At 59.6% G+C, this 14,643-nt stretch carries 17 protein-coding genes and 1 tRNA gene; 14 read left to right on the forward strand and 4 right to left on the reverse strand.

The genetic code is table 11. The features are described from left to right. Nucleotides 1-28: 28 nt before the first annotated feature. A complete protein-coding gene (locus I5S59_RS05640; RefSeq protein ID WP_197875748.1) occupies nucleotides 29-310 on the reverse strand; it encodes a DUF2282 domain-containing protein in 282 nt (93 codons plus the stop codon). Nucleotides 311-513: 203 nt separating this feature from the next. On the opposite strand from I5S59_RS05640, the gene I5S59_RS05645 reads away from it, so the two are divergent. After that, the gene (locus tag I5S59_RS05645; RefSeq protein WP_197875749.1) at nucleotides 514-1,086 is read left to right on the forward strand and encodes a sigma-70 family RNA polymerase sigma factor; all 573 of its coding nucleotides are present in this window, start codon (nucleotides 514-516) and stop codon (nucleotides 1,084-1,086) included. Continuing rightward, complete coding sequence (locus I5S59_RS05650) at nucleotides 1,083-1,724, forward strand: DUF1109 domain-containing protein (protein ID WP_197875750.1); 642 nt, start codon at nucleotides 1,083-1,085, stop codon at nucleotides 1,722-1,724. Before I5S59_RS05645 ends, I5S59_RS05650 begins: the two co-directional genes overlap by 4 nt. A gap of 20 nt (nucleotides 1,725-1,744) precedes the next feature. Here the strand turns inward: I5S59_RS05650 and I5S59_RS05655 are convergent, their stop codons facing one another. Then, nucleotides 1,745-2,221 carry a GNAT family N-acetyltransferase gene (locus tag I5S59_RS05655; protein ID WP_197875751.1) on the reverse strand — a complete coding sequence of 159 codons (477 nt, stop codon included), beginning with the start codon at nucleotides 2,219-2,221 and terminating at the stop codon, nucleotides 1,745-1,747. Nucleotides 2,222-2,322: 101 nt separating this feature from the next. Between I5S59_RS05655 and I5S59_RS05660 the strand changes: the two genes are divergently transcribed. The 3 genes from I5S59_RS05660 (at nucleotide 2,323) to I5S59_RS05670 (ending at nucleotide 4,351) form a co-directional block, all read left to right on the forward strand. Then, nucleotides 2,323-3,534 (forward strand): YeeE/YedE family protein, encoded by a 1,212-nt coding sequence (locus I5S59_RS05660; RefSeq protein ID WP_197875752.1) that lies wholly within the window; start codon nucleotides 2,323-2,325, stop codon nucleotides 3,532-3,534. A 221-nt stretch (nucleotides 3,535-3,755) separates the two neighbouring features. After that, nucleotides 3,756-4,049: a type II toxin-antitoxin system RelE/ParE family toxin gene (locus I5S59_RS05665; protein ID WP_332262065.1), complete on the forward strand. Its 294-nt coding sequence runs from the start codon at nucleotides 3,756-3,758 to the stop codon at nucleotides 4,047-4,049. A 2-nt stretch (nucleotides 4,050-4,051) separates the two neighbouring features. Beyond that, nucleotides 4,052-4,351 carry an addiction module antidote protein gene (locus I5S59_RS05670; RefSeq protein ID WP_197875754.1) on the forward strand — a complete coding sequence of 100 codons (300 nt, stop codon included), beginning with the start codon at nucleotides 4,052-4,054 and terminating at the stop codon, nucleotides 4,349-4,351. Nucleotides 4,352-4,387: 36 nt separating this feature from the next. On the opposite strand, the gene I5S59_RS05675 is transcribed toward I5S59_RS05670, so the two are convergent. Further along, complete coding sequence (locus I5S59_RS05675) at nucleotides 4,388-5,260, reverse strand: LysR substrate-binding domain-containing protein (RefSeq protein ID WP_197875755.1); 873 nt, start codon at nucleotides 5,258-5,260, stop codon at nucleotides 4,388-4,390. 131 nt (nucleotides 5,261-5,391) lie between these two features. On the opposite strand from I5S59_RS05675, the gene I5S59_RS05680 reads away from it, so the two are divergent. From I5S59_RS05680 to I5S59_RS05705, 6 genes are all read left to right on the forward strand, one after another. Continuing rightward, entirely contained in the window at nucleotides 5,392-6,444 is a 1,053-nt protein-coding gene (locus tag I5S59_RS05680) for an agmatine deiminase family protein (protein ID WP_197875756.1), read from the forward strand. A gap of 4 nt (nucleotides 6,445-6,448) precedes the next feature. After that, complete coding sequence (gene aguB, locus I5S59_RS05685; protein ID WP_197875757.1) at nucleotides 6,449-7,357, forward strand: N-carbamoylputrescine amidase; 909 nt, start codon at nucleotides 6,449-6,451, stop codon at nucleotides 7,355-7,357. A 1-nt stretch (nucleotide 7,358) separates the two neighbouring features. Beyond that, nucleotides 7,359-8,462, forward strand: coding sequence for an extracellular solute-binding protein (locus I5S59_RS05690; protein WP_197875758.1), 1,104 nt, complete (start codon nucleotides 7,359-7,361; stop codon nucleotides 8,460-8,462). A gap of 42 nt (nucleotides 8,463-8,504) precedes the next feature. After that, complete coding sequence (locus I5S59_RS05695) at nucleotides 8,505-9,629, forward strand: agmatine deiminase family protein (protein WP_197875759.1); 1,125 nt, start codon at nucleotides 8,505-8,507, stop codon at nucleotides 9,627-9,629. Between the two features lie 51 nt (nucleotides 9,630-9,680). Then, nucleotides 9,681-10,940, forward strand: a complete 1,260-nt coding sequence (locus I5S59_RS05700) for an NRAMP family divalent metal transporter (protein ID WP_197875760.1) — start codon at nucleotides 9,681-9,683, stop codon at nucleotides 10,938-10,940. Between the two features lie 412 nt (nucleotides 10,941-11,352). Next, nucleotides 11,353-11,544, forward strand: coding sequence for a DUF4223 family protein (locus I5S59_RS05705; RefSeq protein ID WP_075226586.1), 192 nt, complete (start codon nucleotides 11,353-11,355; stop codon nucleotides 11,542-11,544). Nucleotides 11,545-11,834: 290 nt separating this feature from the next. On the opposite strand, the gene I5S59_RS05710 is transcribed toward I5S59_RS05705, so the two are convergent. Beyond that, nucleotides 11,835-11,919, reverse strand: a tRNA-Leu gene (locus I5S59_RS05710). A 108-nt stretch (nucleotides 11,920-12,027) separates the two neighbouring features. Between I5S59_RS05710 and queA the strand changes: the two genes are divergently transcribed. Genes queA through yajC form a run of 3 tightly spaced genes read left to right on the forward strand, consistent with a single transcriptional unit; the run spans nucleotide 12,028 to nucleotide 14,592 of the window. After that, a complete protein-coding gene (gene queA / locus I5S59_RS05715; RefSeq protein ID WP_128322659.1) occupies nucleotides 12,028-13,077 on the forward strand; it encodes a tRNA preQ1(34) S-adenosylmethionine ribosyltransferase-isomerase QueA in 1,050 nt (349 codons plus the stop codon). A gap of 14 nt (nucleotides 13,078-13,091) precedes the next feature. Then, the gene (tgt, locus tag I5S59_RS05720) at nucleotides 13,092-14,207 is read left to right on the forward strand and encodes a tRNA guanosine(34) transglycosylase Tgt (protein ID WP_164897216.1); all 1,116 of its coding nucleotides are present in this window, start codon (nucleotides 13,092-13,094) and stop codon (nucleotides 14,205-14,207) included. A gap of 46 nt (nucleotides 14,208-14,253) precedes the next feature. Beyond that, nucleotides 14,254-14,592: a preprotein translocase subunit YajC gene (yajC, locus tag I5S59_RS05725; protein ID WP_116550238.1), complete on the forward strand. Its 339-nt coding sequence runs from the start codon at nucleotides 14,254-14,256 to the stop codon at nucleotides 14,590-14,592. The last annotated feature ends 51 nt before the right edge of the window (nucleotides 14,593-14,643 follow it).

Here is a 14,643-nt window from a genome sequence, read left to right on the forward strand (position 1 = left end):
TCGCGTCACCCCTATCGGTAGCAGTGGCTCAGGATTGTTTCGGGGTCAGAGAACCCATGCCGTTGGGGGTTTTGATCGACGTGCAGGTGCCGGCCGGAACGTTTTTCCAGGCGTTGGCCTGGTAATCCATTTTGGCGGTGCCGGCACAACTGGTACCGGCGCCGGCCTTGCAGTCGTTTTTGCCGGCCATGGCCACGCCGTAGCATTTTTCCATGGCGGGTGCCGGAGCGTCGGTGGAAGAGGCGGCCACGGCAGTGCCAGCAATCGATGCAAAGGCGAGGGCGGCGGCGGTAGCGGCGAAAGTTTTCATGTCGTCATACTCCAAAGGTAAGAAGGGCCGGGCAATGTTGCTTACGGCTCGTGAAGTAGTTCGCCGCGATTCGCCGAGCGGTTACAGCGACGCAGAATTTTTTTTCGGCCTTTTCGACGCCACTGCAAAACCGCTATGGTTTCTGACAGTGCCGTCTGCCCGTCAGACAATTTCTGAGGTTCCCCCTGTAACCAGAGCCGTGGATGGAACGAACTACTCAACGTGATCTGCTGCACGCGCGCGAAGCATCGCTGCAAGGTTTGTTAGTGGCAGGGCTGGACGGTGATGCGGATGCTTACCGGGAGTTTCTGCAGCAGTTGAGCGGACACCTGCGTGGTTTTTTGCTCAGGCGCCTGTATGCCCGCCCGGAAGATGCTGAGGACCTGCTGCAGGAGGTGCTGCTGGCGGTGCATAACGCGCGGCACAGTTATCAGCGTGAACAGCCGTTGACCGCCTGGGTACAGGCCATTGCCCGCTACAAGCTGGCCGACCATCTGCGCAGCTACGGCCGACGAGATGCCTTGAACGATGTGCTGGACGATGCCGACGAGCTGTTTGCACACGCGCAGCTGGAACCGGCCCAGGCACAGCGTGATCTGGGTAAACTGCTGCAGCAACTGCCTGATAAGCAGCGGTTGCCGATCGTTCACGTCAAGCTGGAGGGCTTGTCGGTCGAGGAGACCGCCAGATTGACCGGGTTGTCCGGCGCTGCGGTGAAAATCGGCATCCACCGGGGGCTCAAGGTGCTCGCAGCGATGATACGAGGTGCACGATGAAAACGGACGAGTTGATCGCCCTGCTGGCGACGGGCATTGAGCCGGTCGACCGCTGGCTGTTTGCCCGGCGCCTGGTGATTGGCCTGCTGATCGCTTTGCTTGGGGCAAGCCTGATGACGGTGATGTTGTTCGGGGTACGCAGCGATCTTGCGCAGGTGGCTGCAACCCCGTTGTTCTGGGGCAAGCTGGCGTTGCCAGGCGCATTGCTGATCGCTGCGTTGCTGGTGGTGATCCGTTTAGCACGGCCTGGCCTAGACGTCGGCCTGCGCTGGAGCGGTATCGGGGCACCGGTGCTAGGCGTCTGGGCGATGGCGCTGATGGTGTTGAGCGGGGTGCCGGAAGACCAGCAGCTGGCATTGATCTTCGGTCGTACGTGGCGTACCTGCCCATTCAATATCGCGTTGCTCTCCATCCCCGGCTTTTTTGCCCTGTTTCGAGCATTGCAGGCGCTGGCGCCCACTCAGTTGCGTCTGGCCGGTGGTGTGGCCGGTTTGCTGGCCAGTGCATCCGCGACATTGGCCTATTGCCTGCACTGTCCAGAGATGGAAGTACCGTTCTGGGGCGTCTGGTATGTGCTGGGCATGGCGATTCCGACCTTGATCGGGGCCTTGCTCGGGCCACGCTGGCTGCGCTGGTAACGTCGCGTACTGGGCGGACCTCAGGCGATCAGCTTCATCTGCACCAGCGCCACCCGGGCATTGTCCGGCCCTTGGCGCTCTTCGATGGCGAACGGCACAAAACCCAGCTGTGGATAAAGCAGCAAACCGGCCGTGTTGTGGTTAAAGCACGATACGTGGATTTCACGGGCATTGAACTGGCTGCGGGCCAGTTCAATCATGCTCTGCACCAGATAGCGCGCTACACCATGGCCGCGAGCAGCAGGGGCGACTACCACATTACCGAGGGCGCACACACCGCCATGCTCGGCTTTGTAGAAGTTGGCGAAGGCCAGCACGGTACCGTCGCCCTCGACCACTGTCGAACCTTCGCGCTGGGTGATGGCATCGCTCAGTTGTGCTGGCGTCAACGGATACCGGGCTTTGGGGAACATGTAGAACAGCTCGTCCGCGCCCTGGGGAAAACAGCAGAGCGTGGGGATGTCCGTTACCTGGACGGGGCGATGGCTCAGTTGCATACATTGGCTCGCTCAAGGAGGAGGGTGACAGGAATCCTACACCGCTTGGCGACTGGCGCAGCTACAATTACGGCCTGAAAAACCGTCCCCCGGATATTGTGATGAGCCTTTCTGTTTCCTCCGTGCCTGAGCGTCGCCTCGGAGCACCGTTGTTCGCCCTGGCGCTGCTGCTTGTTGGTGCATTGTTTCTCCAGGCCAAAGTGGGCACTAACCAGGTGTTGCTACTGATCGTTGGTGCCGCATTGGGGCTGACCCTGTACCACGCCGCCTTTGGCTTCACTTCGGCCTGGCGCGTATTCATCAACGAGCGCCGCGGCGCGGGGTTGCGGGCGCAGATGGTGATGCTGACCCTCGCTGTGCTGCTGTTCTTCCCGGCGCTGGATGCCGGTACCTTGTTCGGTCAGCCGGTCAAAGGGCTGGTGGCGCCGGCCGGGGTTTCGGTGGTGTTCGGTGCGTTCATTTTCGGCATTGGCATGCAGATGGGCGGTGGCTGCGCGTCGGGTACGTTGTTTACCGTCGGTGGCGGCAATGCGCGGATGCTGGTGACCCTGCTGTTTTTCATCATCGGTTCGGTAACTGCCACCCATCATGTTGACTGGTGGTTCTCCCTGCCGTCGTTTCCGGCCACTTCGATTGTTCAGAGTTTTGGCCTGATGCCGGCCTTGCTCCTGAGCCTGGCCGTGTTTGCGTTGATTGCCTGGCTAACGGTGGCACTGGAAAAACGCCGTCATGGCGGACTTGAAGCCGCGCCGCACAGTGAGCACCAGGGCCTGCGCCGCTTTTTGCGTGGGCCTTGGCCGCTGGTCTGGGGCGCTGTGGCGCTGGCATTGCTCAACTATGCGACCCTGGCACTGGCCGGGCGTCCGTGGGGTATCACTTCGGCGTTCGCCCTGTGGGGCGCGAAAACCCTGGGCGGCCTGGGTCTGGACGTTGGCAGCTGGGCGTTCTGGCAGGTGCCGGCCAACGCCAAGGCGCTGGCTTCGCCACTGTGGGAGGATGTGACCACGGTGATGGACATCGGCATTGTCCTCGGTGCACTGCTGGCGGCGGGCCTGGCCGGTCGTTTTGCCCCAAACCTGAACATCCCCACCCGCTCGCTGGTGGCGGCGGTGATTGGCGGCCTGCTGCTGGGCTACGGTTCGCGCCTGGCCTATGGCTGTAACATCGGCGCCTACTTCAGCGGCATCGCTTCAGGCAGTGTGCACGGCTGGTTGTGGTTGGTCGCCGCGTATGCCGGTAATGTGATCGGCGTGCGCATTCGTCCGTTCTTCTTTGAAGGCGAGCGTCGCCCGGCCACGTTGACGGGTTGCTGAAGGGAAGGAGCGGTAGTGCACTGCCCCGCTCCTCTATTAGAAGTGCCCAGAGATTATCTTGGGAATTGAGCTACACGAAATAGCGAAGCAGCTGTGCCCCACAGCCTTTTCCGTCATGCCATCGTTGGCAGATTGAGCATCTGAGTCACTCGTTTTTTACGAGGTGACAAATGGGCTTCCAGTTGCCAGCTTGTATCCAATGGGATACATTGGGTTATGACGTGAAATATCGTGTGCTTCAGACGCCTGGATTTTCCACTTGGTTAGTATCCATTAGAGACCTTCGCGCAAAATTGGCGATAGCGCGACGAATTGAACGTGCGGCCGCAGGAAACCTGGGAGACATAAAGTCTGTAGGAGGGCAGGTATCCGAAATGCGCATCGATATCGGATCTGGATACCGAGTGTATTTCACCGTCCGTGACAACGTTGTAATCGTGCTGTTGGCGGGTGGAGACAAGTCGTCGCAATCCAGAGATATTCAACTGGCCAGGAACCTGGTCAAGGACGTTTGATCATGAGCCTCACACTCAGCACATTCGACATGGCAACGCTGCTGGAAAGCGATGAGGCAATCAGCGAGTACCTGTCTCAGGTATTAGCGGATGGCGACCATGAAGAATTGATAAGGGCGCTTGGCTATGTTGCCAAGGCCCGAGGTATGGCACAGGTAGCAGCTGCCAGCGGACTAGGTCGGGAAAGTCTTTACAAGGCACTTTCCCCAGGAGCAAAGCCGCGCTTCGATACGGTACTCAAGGTTATTCGTGCCTTGGGGATTGATCTCTTGGCGATGCCGCATACGCCGTCGAATCACTAAGTTGCCTTAGCCTCGTTTACGGATGCCCCATTGCCGTCAGCTCTCCACCCCTTCTACCGCCAGGCTCGCCTGCAACCAGGTGCTGAAGCTTCGCGTCAGCGGGCTCTTCTCGCTGTCGCGATGAGTCAGGCAACTCCAGTCTGGCCCGCGCACGGTCTGCGTGCACAGCGGTTGTAGCAGGCCCTGCGCGCAGGCTTGTGTCGACAGCAACTGGCTCACCAGCGCAATACCATGACCCGCACACGCCGCATCGAGCAGCAGCCCGGGATCGGAAAAATTCAAGCCGTTACTGCGCTGGCCTACCGCCTCGCCGCCCTCAACCAGCCAGTGGCTCCAGTCCATTTCCCGCTCGCCATGCAAGGTGGTGCGCTGCTCCACAGGCACCTTGAGCAGATCAGGGTGGCAGGCCGGATACAGGCGGTCGCGGAACAGGGTCTGGTGGCTGCACTCGGCCTGGGCGCTGAGGTCATCACGCACACTCAGGTCGATGGTCTGCGTCGCCATGTCGGGTGGGTCAAAGCTGGTGAACAGCCACAGATCGACCTCCGGATGCTGGCGATGGAAATCCCCCAAGCGAGGCAGCAGCCAGTGCCGGGCAAAGGCCGGGGTGGTGTTGACCACCAGCTGATTGGGCTTGCGGTATTGCTCCAGACGACGGATGCCCACAGACAACTGCTGCAACATGGCCTGGGTGGTGCTTTGCAGGTCGTAACCGGCATCGGTCAGGCTGACGCTGCGGCCGTTGCGAAAGAACAGCGGCTGCTCAAGGAAGGTTTCCAGGCTGCGTATCTGCTGGCTGATCGCCGACTGGGTCAGGTGCAGCTCTTCTGCAGCCTTGTGAAAACTGCCCAGGCGAGCGGCTGCTTCAAACCCGCGCAGGGCATTCAAGGGAGGCCAGTGCTTTAGCATTGATAAGCTCTACTAATCAGTTGTCAGCTAAATCTATCGTTTGTTCGGGCATTTATGAAGCCATAGCATGGAATCTCTTACCGCAACAGCGGTTTTCAGTAATTAATATCCCTTAACTGAAGGTGAGAAACATGCAGCGCAACGGCGATCTGAACAGTGGTTGGTTCATGCCCGCAGAGTGGGTAAACCATGCAGCGACCTGGATGGTCTGGCCGCATAACCAGGCCTTGTGGGAGTCGGGCTGGGGCGTGACGCTGGAGCAGGTGCAGGTGGACTTTGCCCGGGTTGCCAATGCCATTGCGCGTTTCGAACCGGTGAAGATGGTGGTTGATCCTTCGGCCCGAGCCAGCGCCAGCGACCTGTGCGGAGCGAATATCGAGCTGATCGAACTGGCGGTCAACGACAGCTGGTGCCGCGACTCCGGTCCGAGCTTTATCTGCCACCCACAACATGGGCTGGCCGGTGTCAGCTGGCGTTTCAACGCCTGGGGCGGCAAATCGGCACATGACCTGGACGAGAGTCTGGCGCGACGCGTGCTCAACCAGCTCGGCCTGGACTGCTTCGGCACGGCCTTGAGCAATGAAGGCGGCGCCATCCATGTTGACGGCGAAGGCACGCTGATCACCACCGAGTCGGTATTGCTCAATCCCAACCGCAACCCGGGCATGAGCAAGGCCGACATCGAGGAGATATTCACGCGTTTTCTCGGGGTGAAGAAAACCATCTGGCTGCCAGGTGATCCGGACTATGTCACTGGCGACATGACCGACGGCCATGTCGACGGCGTCTGCGCGTTCGCCCGCCCTGGTGTGTTGCTGGTGGATGCCACCCGTGACCAGAGTTCGGTGTATGCCCAGGTTGCGCGGGAGAACCGTCGCGCGCTGGAACTGGCCACCGATGCTCAAGGGCGGCGTTTTGAAATGCTCGAGCTGTTTGAGGCCAGCGAGGCGGTGGATGTCGATGCCGAAGTGTTCTGTGCCTCGTACACCAACTTCTACATCGCCAATGGCGCGATCATCATGCCGGCCTATGGCATTGAAGCTGACCAAGCGGCAGCCCAAGTGCTGGCCAAGGCCTTCCCGGGGCGCGAAGTGGTGCCGGTACAGATCAACCACCTGGCCCACGGCGGCGGCGGTGTGCATTGCATCACCCAGCAGCAGCCGGCCTGGCCGGTAAAGGGGTAACGCCATGACACTGCTGACCGTAGCGACCACACAGATGCCGTGTACCTGGAACTTGCAAGACAACCTTGACCGGGCCGAGGCGCTGGTACGTGAAGCGGCCGCGCAAGGGGCCCAGGTGATTCTGCTGCAGGAATTGTTCGCGACCCCGTACTTTTGCATTGAGCAGCACCACAAACACCTCGCTCTGGCGGAGGAGTATCAGCACAGCAAGGTGCTCAAGCGTTTTGCCGCATTGGCGGCTGAGCTCGGCGTGGTGCTGCCGTTGAGCTGGTTCGAAAAGGCCGGCAACGCCTACTTCAACTCGTTGAGTGTGGCCGATGCCGACGGCCGCCTGCTGGGGGTATACCGCAAGACGCACATTCCCAACGCCATCGGCTATCAAGAGAAGGAATACTTCAGCCCCGGTGATACCGGCTTCCGGGTCTGGGACACGGCCTATGGGCGCCTCGGCGTGGGTATCTGCTGGGACCAGTGGTTCCCGGAAACCGCGCGTTGCCTGGCGCTGATGGGCGCCGAGGTGTTGCTGTTTCCAACGGCCATCGGCTCTGAGCCGGGTGCGGCGGACCTGGATTCGCGTGATCACTGGCAGATGGCGATGCGCGGCCACGCTGCCGCCAACATCCTGCCGGTGGTGGCGGCCAACCGCGTGGGGCTTGAAGCAGCCACCACCGATCCGGAACTGCAAATGACCTTCTACGGCTCTTCGTTCATCTGCAATCACAAAGGCAAGCTGCTGGTTGAAGCCGACCGCAACACGCCCGGCGTGCTGGTGCAGACACTGGACCTGGCGTTGATGCGTGAAGAACGCCTGACCTGGGGGATCTACCGCGACCGCCGCCCGGAGATGTACGCCGCGCTTTATGGGCTCGATGGCCGTCAAGTCAACGCATGCTGGAAGACTCAAGGGGTTTGATATGAACATCCGCCGCACGCCGTTGTTGTTCACCCTCAGCCTGGTGCTGGGGACGACTGCTGCCTCGGTGCACGCCGAGGACAAAACCTTGCGCCTGTATAACTGGGCCGATTACTTCGCCGAGGACACTTTGTCCAGGTTCACTGCCGAAACCGGCATCAAGGTCATCTACGACGTGATGGACGGCAGCGAGGTGCTGGAAGCCAAGCTGATGACCGGCGGCAGCGGTTACGACCTGATCTTCCCCGGCGACACCGTGGCCGAGCGGCTGATGCGTGCTGGCAGTCTGCAGGCGCTCGACCCGGCAAAGCTTGAGTCGATGAACGACATCGAGCCGGGCCTGCAGAAGCTGCGCACCCACTACCCACATGCCGCGAAAGCCACGGTGCCCTATACCTGGGGCACCATCGGCCTGACCTATAACGACGAACAGATCCGCCAGCGCCTGGCGGATGCGCCGGTGAACAGCCTTGACCTGCTGTTCAAGCCGGAAATTGCCGCGAAATTCGCCGACTGCGGTATCTCGATGATCGACTCGCCCGACGAAGTACTGGCTGTGGTGCTCAACTACCTGGGGCGCGATCCGCGCAGTGCCAAGCGCGAAGACCTGGCTGCCGCGAGCGAGTTGTTGCTCACCATCAGGCCGTACATCCGCAAGTTCCAGTCGCAACCGGTGACCGACCTGGTCAACGGCAACCTGTGCCTGTCGCTGGGATACAGCGGCGATATGACCCAGGCCCAGCGCACGGCGGACTCGGCCGGCAAGAAAGTCAGCTTCCAGTACCGCATTCCCAAAGAGGGCACCACGGTGTGGATGGACAACATGGCGATTCCGGTCGATGCCAAACACCCGGAGTACGCCTATACCTTCATCAACTTTGTCATGCGCCCGCAAAACATGGCGGCCATCAGCAATTTCACCGGCTACCCGACTTCGAACGCCAAGGCGCGCCCGGATGTCGATGCGCAGATGCGCAACAACCCGGATATCTACCCGCCGGAGGCGACCTTCGAGCGTCTGGTCACCGGCAAAGATATTCCGCAGTCCGACATGCGTGCGCGGATGCGCGTGTGGACCAAGTTCAAGACCGCACCGGGCAGTTGATTGCCCGGCACCCGCAAGATGAATAGATAGAGAGTCAAACAGATGCCAACGCGTCGTGAGTTTATAAAGCAGGTTTCAGCGACCGCAGGCCTGGGCCTGGTCGCTTCCATGGGCTTTGGCCTGAATGCCCCGCGGTCGCTGGCGGCCGACGGCAAGCAATGGTTCATGCCGGACGAGGGCGACAAGCAGGCGTGTGCCTACGTTTCGTTTGGCGCACAGGAGGCCATCTGGGAAGACTTCACCGCCGATGTGCAGGAGGCCATCGGCCTGATTGCCCGTACCATTGCCCGTTACCAGCCGGTGGTCGTGCTGTGCCGCGCGCACGAACGCGACCTGGCCGAGGAGCTGTGTGGCAACAAGAACACCACCTTTATCGTCACCGAGCTGGACGACATCTGGATGCGTGACATCGGCGCCAACTTTGTCATTACCGAACAGGGTGACCTGGGCGCCGTCGATTTCAACTTCAATGGTTGGGGCAACAAGCAGCAGCACAGCTACGATGCCCGTGTGGCGCGATTGCTGGCTGACGATGCGCAAGCGACTTACCTGCGTAGTGAACTGGTGGGCGAGGGTGGTGGTATCGAAGTAGACGGGCACGGCACCGGGATCATGACCGAGAGTTGCTGGATCAATGCCAACCGTAATCGTGACTGGAGCAAGGCTGAAGTCGAGGAAGAGCTCAAGGCGCGGCTGGGGTTGCGCAAGATCATCTGGTTGCCGGGGATCAAAGGCAAGGACATCACCGATGCCCATGTCGATTTCTATGCGCGCTTTGTCGAGCCCGGGGTGATCATCGCCAACCTCGATACGGACCCCGACTCCTATGACCACAAGGTAACCAAGGCACATCTGGAAATACTCAAGAACGCGACCGATGCGGATGGCCGCAAGTTGAAGGTGCACACAGTGTCGCCACCACTGAAGCCGCGCAACAGTCGCTTCAATAAGAACAACCCTGACTTTGCTGCGGGCTACATCAACTACTTTGTTATCAACGGTGCGGTCATTGCTCCGCAGTTCGGCGACAAGGCTGCGGATGCGAAGGCCTTCGACCTGCTGACCGAACTGTATCCGGACCGTGAAGTGGTGCAGTTGAACATCGACGCGATTGCTGCGGGTGGGGGCGGTATTCACTGCGTGACTCATCAGCTGCCGCAGGTTTGACCCTGGGCGCTCCGGTTTTTGGTAGATCAGGCAAGGCTGCGGGGCGCCACCATGAAATCAGTCAGGAAGTTCAGGCTACGCCGGCGCCTGGGTCGTATGGGACCCGGATTGATAACAGGCGCCGCTGACGATGATCCAAGCGGCATTGCAACTTACTCCCAGGCCGGGGCGCAATTCGGCTTCTCCATGCTCTGGACCGTGGTGCTCACACTTCCACTGATGATCGCCATTCAGATGGTCAGCGCGCGTATCGGTTATGTCACTCGTCGGGGCCTTGCCGCCAACATCAAACAGTGTTTTCCTCGAAGCGTACTGTGGGCCGTGGTGAGTATGTTGCTGTTGGCCAATACGTTGAATCTGGCGGCAGACATTGCCGCCATGGCCGAGGCGTTACGTTTGCTGGTGGGCGGATCGGCGCATATCTATGCCGTGACGTTTGGTTTGCTGTGCCTGGTGTTGCAGGTCTTTCTGCCTTACCGCGCTTATGTGCACTGGCTCAAGTGGTTGACGCTTGCATTGTTGTCCTATGTGGCCGTGGTGTTCGTGGTACACGTTGATTGGCGTGGTGTGGTGCGTGCGATTGTCATTCCCGACATTGCTCTGAGCCATGAGACGTTACTCATGGTGGTGGCCGTGCTGGGCACTACCATCAGTCCCTATCTCTTTTTCTGGCAAGCGGCGCAGGAAATGGAGGACGCCAATGGAAGCAGGGCTCCTGCGCCGCGTGAAGTGCGACGCCACCTTATGCGTATCAGGATCGACACTGTGGTGGGCATGGCGTTTTCTAACCTCATCGCTTTCTTCATTATTTTGAGTACGGCCGCGACCTTGCATGCAGCAGGCATCACGAATATCCAGACCTCGGCTCAGGCTGCTGAGGCATTGCGGCCGCTGGCCGGTGACTTCGCTTTTTTGATTTTCAGCCTTGGCATTATCGGAACAGGGTTGTTGGCCGTTCCGGTATTGGCAGGCTCGGCAGCCTACGCGGTGGCCGAGGCGGCGGGGTGGTCCGGCAGCCTGAGTGCACGCCTGGATAAAGGCGAAGGCCGAGGCTTTTATGCGCTGATCGCAACTGCAACCCTCGGGGGTGTGATGCTGTGTTTTACCCCGAGTGATCCGGTTCAAGAGTTGTTTTGGTCAGCGGTGCTCAATGGCGTGATCGCCGTACCGATCATGGTCGTCATGATGTTGCTGGCCTCCCGTTCCGGGACGATGGGCGTCAATGTCATCAAGCCCCGGCTGCGCTGGCTGGGGTGGATCGCAACGGTGGTGATGGCGATCACGGTTGCTGCCATGCTGGTAACGCTTTAGGCAGGCAACGCCGCAGCGCTCTTTCAAACAGGTAAATGTTCGATTGATGAGGGTGCGGGTCCAGGTTGATCATTACGTTTGATGTTGTTGTTCTTGTGATGCATTGGCACACCGCACGTGAATCTCGCCACTTGGCTTCAGGTGTCTTGAAGTTGTCCGGATAAAAAGTGCAAGTTGCTTTTTCGATCAGTCATCACGATGAAAGCACGACAAAAAGTCGGGCCGGATTGTTCGGAAACATGATTGCCGCGTTCGTCGGGTGCGCTGTGTCTGAATTCGGACTTCAGCGTCGCGCGGTTAATCTTTATGGCCTGGCAGGCCCCGGTGGAGAGCGGCTGGAGAGATTCACCGGATTTCCGTATAATCGGATTTCCGCCATTAAGGCGGTGCTTCATAATTTAAAGGACTTTGTATGAAAAAGCTGTTGAAAGCATCGGTTGCTGTTGCTGTAGTTTCCGGTGTTGCCCTTCTTTCGGGTTGCACTGGTCAAGTCTACAACCAGCCAAAAAACTGCTCGTATGACTACCTGTTCCACCCATCGGTTTCCGTTTCCAAAATTATTGGTGGCTGCGGCCCAATCGACAAGCTGCCGCAGCAGCAGTAATTTTGGAACTGCACTGATTAGTCTGTTTCAGGACTAATCCAAAGCCCCCTGTTACCGATGTAACAGGGGGTTTTTGTTTTCTGCCAGCCAAGCACGTGATAGGTCACCAGGTAGGTGTGCTGATTGATCAGCCAGGGTGAGCGTGGGGCCATTGAATCCAGAGGATTCATGCCCGGAGCGTGTGTACGCTGCGCGAGCGCGAGCAGAACTGCCAGAAACAACAAAGCCCGCACGGGGCGGGCTTTGTTGAGGCGTTTTCTGTCATGCGAAAGCTGACGAAAACCTGGATTTGGTGCCCCGAGGGAGACTCGAACTCCCACTCCTTTCGAAAACGGATTTTGAATCCGCCGCGTCTACCAATTCCGCCATCAGGGCTTGTGGCGGCGAAGTATAGAGAGGTGCCTACCGTTGGTCAATTAGCTTTCATGGTGAATTTTTGTCTTTTCGGCTAAACTTTGCGGCCCTGTCAAACCGAACACCATCATGCGCGTCGCTGATTTCTCCTTTGAGCTCCCTGATTCCCTGATTGCTCGCCATCCACTGGCGCAGCGCCATAGCAGCCGGCTGTTGACCCTGGACGGGCCGAGCGGGGCGCTGGCTCATCGCCAGTTCACCGACTTGCTCGAGCATCTGCGTCCGGGCGATCTGATGGTGTTCAACAATACCCGGGTGATTCCGGCGCGTCTGTTTGGCCAGAAGGCCAGCGGCGGCAAGCTGGAAATTCTGGTCGAGCGGGTACTGGACAGCCATCGCGTGCTGGCCCACGTGCGCTCGAGCAAGTCACCCAAGCCCGGTACGCAGATTCTCATCGACGGTGGCGGCGAGGCCGAGATGGTTGCCCGCCACGACGCCCTGTTCGAGTTGCGCTTTGCCGAAGAAGTGCTGCCGCTGCTGGACCGCGTCGGCCACATGCCGCTGCCGCCGTATATCGACCGTCCTGATGAAGGTGCCGACCGCGAGCGCTACCAGACGGTCTACGCCGAGCGCGCCGGTGCGGTTGCAGCGCCGACGGCCGGGCTGCATTTCGATGAAGAACTGATGGGCAAGATCGCCGCCAAAGGCGTCGAAACCGCGTTCGTCACCCTGCACGTTGGCGCTGGCACCTTCCAGCCAGTGCGGGTTGAGCGCATCGAAGACCACCACATGCATAAAGAGTGGCTGGAGGTCAGCCAGGACGTCGTCGACGCCGTGGCCGCCTGCCGCGCCCGTGGCGGCCGGGTGATCGCTGTCGGCACCACCAGTGTGCGCTCGCTGGAAAGTGCCGCGCGTGACGGTGTGCTCAAGGCCTTCAGCGGCGACACTGACATCTTTATCTTCCCGGGCCGTCCGTTCCATGTGGTCGATGCCCTGGTCACCAACTTCCATTTGCCTGAATCCACGCTGCTGATGCTGGTTTCGGCCTTCGCCGGTTACCCCGAGACCATGGCTGCCTACGCGGCGGCAGTCGAGAACGGTTACCGCTTCTTCAGTTACGGTGATGCCATGTTCATCACCCGCAATCCGGCGCCGCGCGGCCCCGAGGATCAAGCATGAGTCGCACCTGTCGTATGTCCTTCGAATTGCTGGCCACCGACGGCAAGGCCCGTCGCGGCCGCCTGACGTTCCCCCGTGGTGTGGTCGAAACCCCGGCGTTCATGCCGGTGGGTACCTATGGCACGGTCAAGGGCATGCTGCCGCGGGACATCGAGGCCATTGGCGCGCAGATGATCCTGGGTAACACCTTCCACCTGTGGCTGCGCCCGGGTACCGAGGTGATCAAGGCGCACGGCGACCTGCACGACTTCATGAAATGGCAGGGCCCGATACTGACCGACTCCGGTGGTTTCCAGGTGTTCAGCCTGGGGGCCATGCGCAAGATCAAGGAAGAGGGGGTGACCTTCGCCTCGCCGGTCGATGGCTCGAAAGTGTTCATGGGCCCGGAAGAGTCCATGCAAGTGCAGCGTGACCTCGGTTCCGACGTGGTGATGATCTTCGACGAGTGCACTCCGTACCCGGCCGATGAAGATGTCGCGCGCATTTCCATGGAGCTGTCGCTGCGCTGGGCCCAGCGTTCGAAGAATGCCCATGGTGACAACACCGCCGCGCTCTTCGGTATCGTTCAGGGCGGCATGCACGAAAACCTGCGGATGCGCTCGCTCGAAGGCCTGGACAAGATCGGCTTCGATGGCCTGGCCATTGGCGGCCTGTCGGTGGGCGAGCCCAAGCATGAAATGATCAAGGTCCTGGATTACCTGCCAGGCCAGATGCCTGCTGACAAACCTCGTTACCTTATGGGGGTAGGCAAGCCGGAAGATCTCGTTGAGGGTGTGCGCCGCGGCGTCGACATGTTCGATTGCGTGATGCCTACGCGCAACGCGCGCAACGGCCATCTGTTTGTCGATACCGGCGTGCTGAAAATCCGTAACGCGTTCCATCGCCATGATGATTCGCCACTGGATCCGACCTGTGACTGCTACACCTGCCAGAACTTCTCCCGTGCTTATCTGCATCACTTGGACAAGTGCGGCGAAATGTTGGGCAGTATGTTGAATACGATCCATAACTTGCGTCATTACCAGCGTTTGATGGCTGGTTTACGCGAGGCTATTCAACAAGGTACATTGGCCGTCTTTGTCGATGCCTTTTACGCCAAGCGCGGGCTGCCTGTGCCGCCCTTGGACTGATGTTCTGTCGATCCCTAACAAGTACTGAATGCAACTGGAGTGCTAAATGAGCTTTCTGATCCCCGCCGCTTACGCGGACGCTGCTGCCCCTGCCGCTGCTGGCCCAGCCGGTACCGGCTTCGAGTGGATTTTCCTGGTTGGCTTCCTGGTCATCTTCTACCTGATGATCTGGCGCCCACAGGCCAAACGTGCCAAAGAGCAGAAGAACCTGCTGAGCAACCTGCAAAAAGGTGATGAAGTTGTCACCAATGGCGGTATCGCTGGCAAGATCGTCAAAGTTGCCGATGACTTCGTAGTACTGGAAGTTTCCGATAACGTAGAGCTGAAGTTCCAGAAGGGCGCCGTAGCCGCGACCCTGCCAAAAGGCACGCTCAAAGCGATCTAAGTTTCAGTTTTTTACCAATCGACGGGGCGCGCAAGGCGCCCCGCGTCTTGA

This window comes from Pseudomonas alkylphenolica, assembly GCF_016009175.1.
GTDB lineage: Bacteria > Pseudomonadota > Gammaproteobacteria > Pseudomonadales > Pseudomonadaceae > Aquipseudomonas > Aquipseudomonas alkylphenolica_B.

What these genes read in the sequence shown, in the direction of transcription:
- tgt (WP_164897216.1), top strand. Translation starts at nt 13,092, where the DNA reads ATGTCCTTCGAATTGCTGGCCACCGACGGCAAGGCCCGTCGCGGCCGC.
- yajC (WP_116550238.1), top strand. Translation starts at nt 14,254, where the DNA reads ATGAGCTTTCTGATCCCCGCCGCTTACGCGGACGCTGCTGCCCCTGCC.
- I5S59_RS05640 (WP_197875748.1), bottom strand. Translation starts at nt 310, where the DNA reads ATGAAAACTTTCGCCGCTACCGCCGCCGCCCTCGCCTTTGCATCGATT.
- I5S59_RS05690 (WP_197875758.1), top strand. Translation starts at nt 7,359, where the DNA reads ATGAACATCCGCCGCACGCCGTTGTTGTTCACCCTCAGCCTGGTGCTG.
- I5S59_RS05680 (WP_197875756.1), top strand. Translation starts at nt 5,392, where the DNA reads ATGCAGCGCAACGGCGATCTGAACAGTGGTTGGTTCATGCCCGCAGAG.
- I5S59_RS05670 (WP_197875754.1), top strand. Translation starts at nt 4,052, where the DNA reads ATGAGCCTCACACTCAGCACATTCGACATGGCAACGCTGCTGGAAAGC.
- I5S59_RS05705 (WP_075226586.1), top strand. Translation starts at nt 11,353, where the DNA reads ATGAAAAAGCTGTTGAAAGCATCGGTTGCTGTTGCTGTAGTTTCCGGT.
- I5S59_RS05650 (WP_197875750.1), top strand. Translation starts at nt 1,083, where the DNA reads ATGAAAACGGACGAGTTGATCGCCCTGCTGGCGACGGGCATTGAGCCG.
- I5S59_RS05655 (WP_197875751.1), bottom strand. Translation starts at nt 2,221, where the DNA reads ATGCAACTGAGCCATCGCCCCGTCCAGGTAACGGACATCCCCACGCTC.
- I5S59_RS05645 (WP_197875749.1), top strand. Translation starts at nt 514, where the DNA reads ATGGAACGAACTACTCAACGTGATCTGCTGCACGCGCGCGAAGCATCG.
- I5S59_RS05695 (WP_197875759.1), top strand. Translation starts at nt 8,505, where the DNA reads ATGCCAACGCGTCGTGAGTTTATAAAGCAGGTTTCAGCGACCGCAGGC.
- I5S59_RS05675 (WP_197875755.1), bottom strand. Translation starts at nt 5,260, where the DNA reads ATGCTAAAGCACTGGCCTCCCTTGAATGCCCTGCGCGGGTTTGAAGCA.
- I5S59_RS05700 (WP_197875760.1), top strand. Translation starts at nt 9,681, where the DNA reads ATGAAATCAGTCAGGAAGTTCAGGCTACGCCGGCGCCTGGGTCGTATG.
- I5S59_RS05660 (WP_197875752.1), top strand. Translation starts at nt 2,323, where the DNA reads ATGAGCCTTTCTGTTTCCTCCGTGCCTGAGCGTCGCCTCGGAGCACCG.
- aguB (WP_197875757.1), top strand. Translation starts at nt 6,449, where the DNA reads ATGACACTGCTGACCGTAGCGACCACACAGATGCCGTGTACCTGGAAC.
- queA (WP_128322659.1), top strand. Translation starts at nt 12,028, where the DNA reads ATGCGCGTCGCTGATTTCTCCTTTGAGCTCCCTGATTCCCTGATTGCT.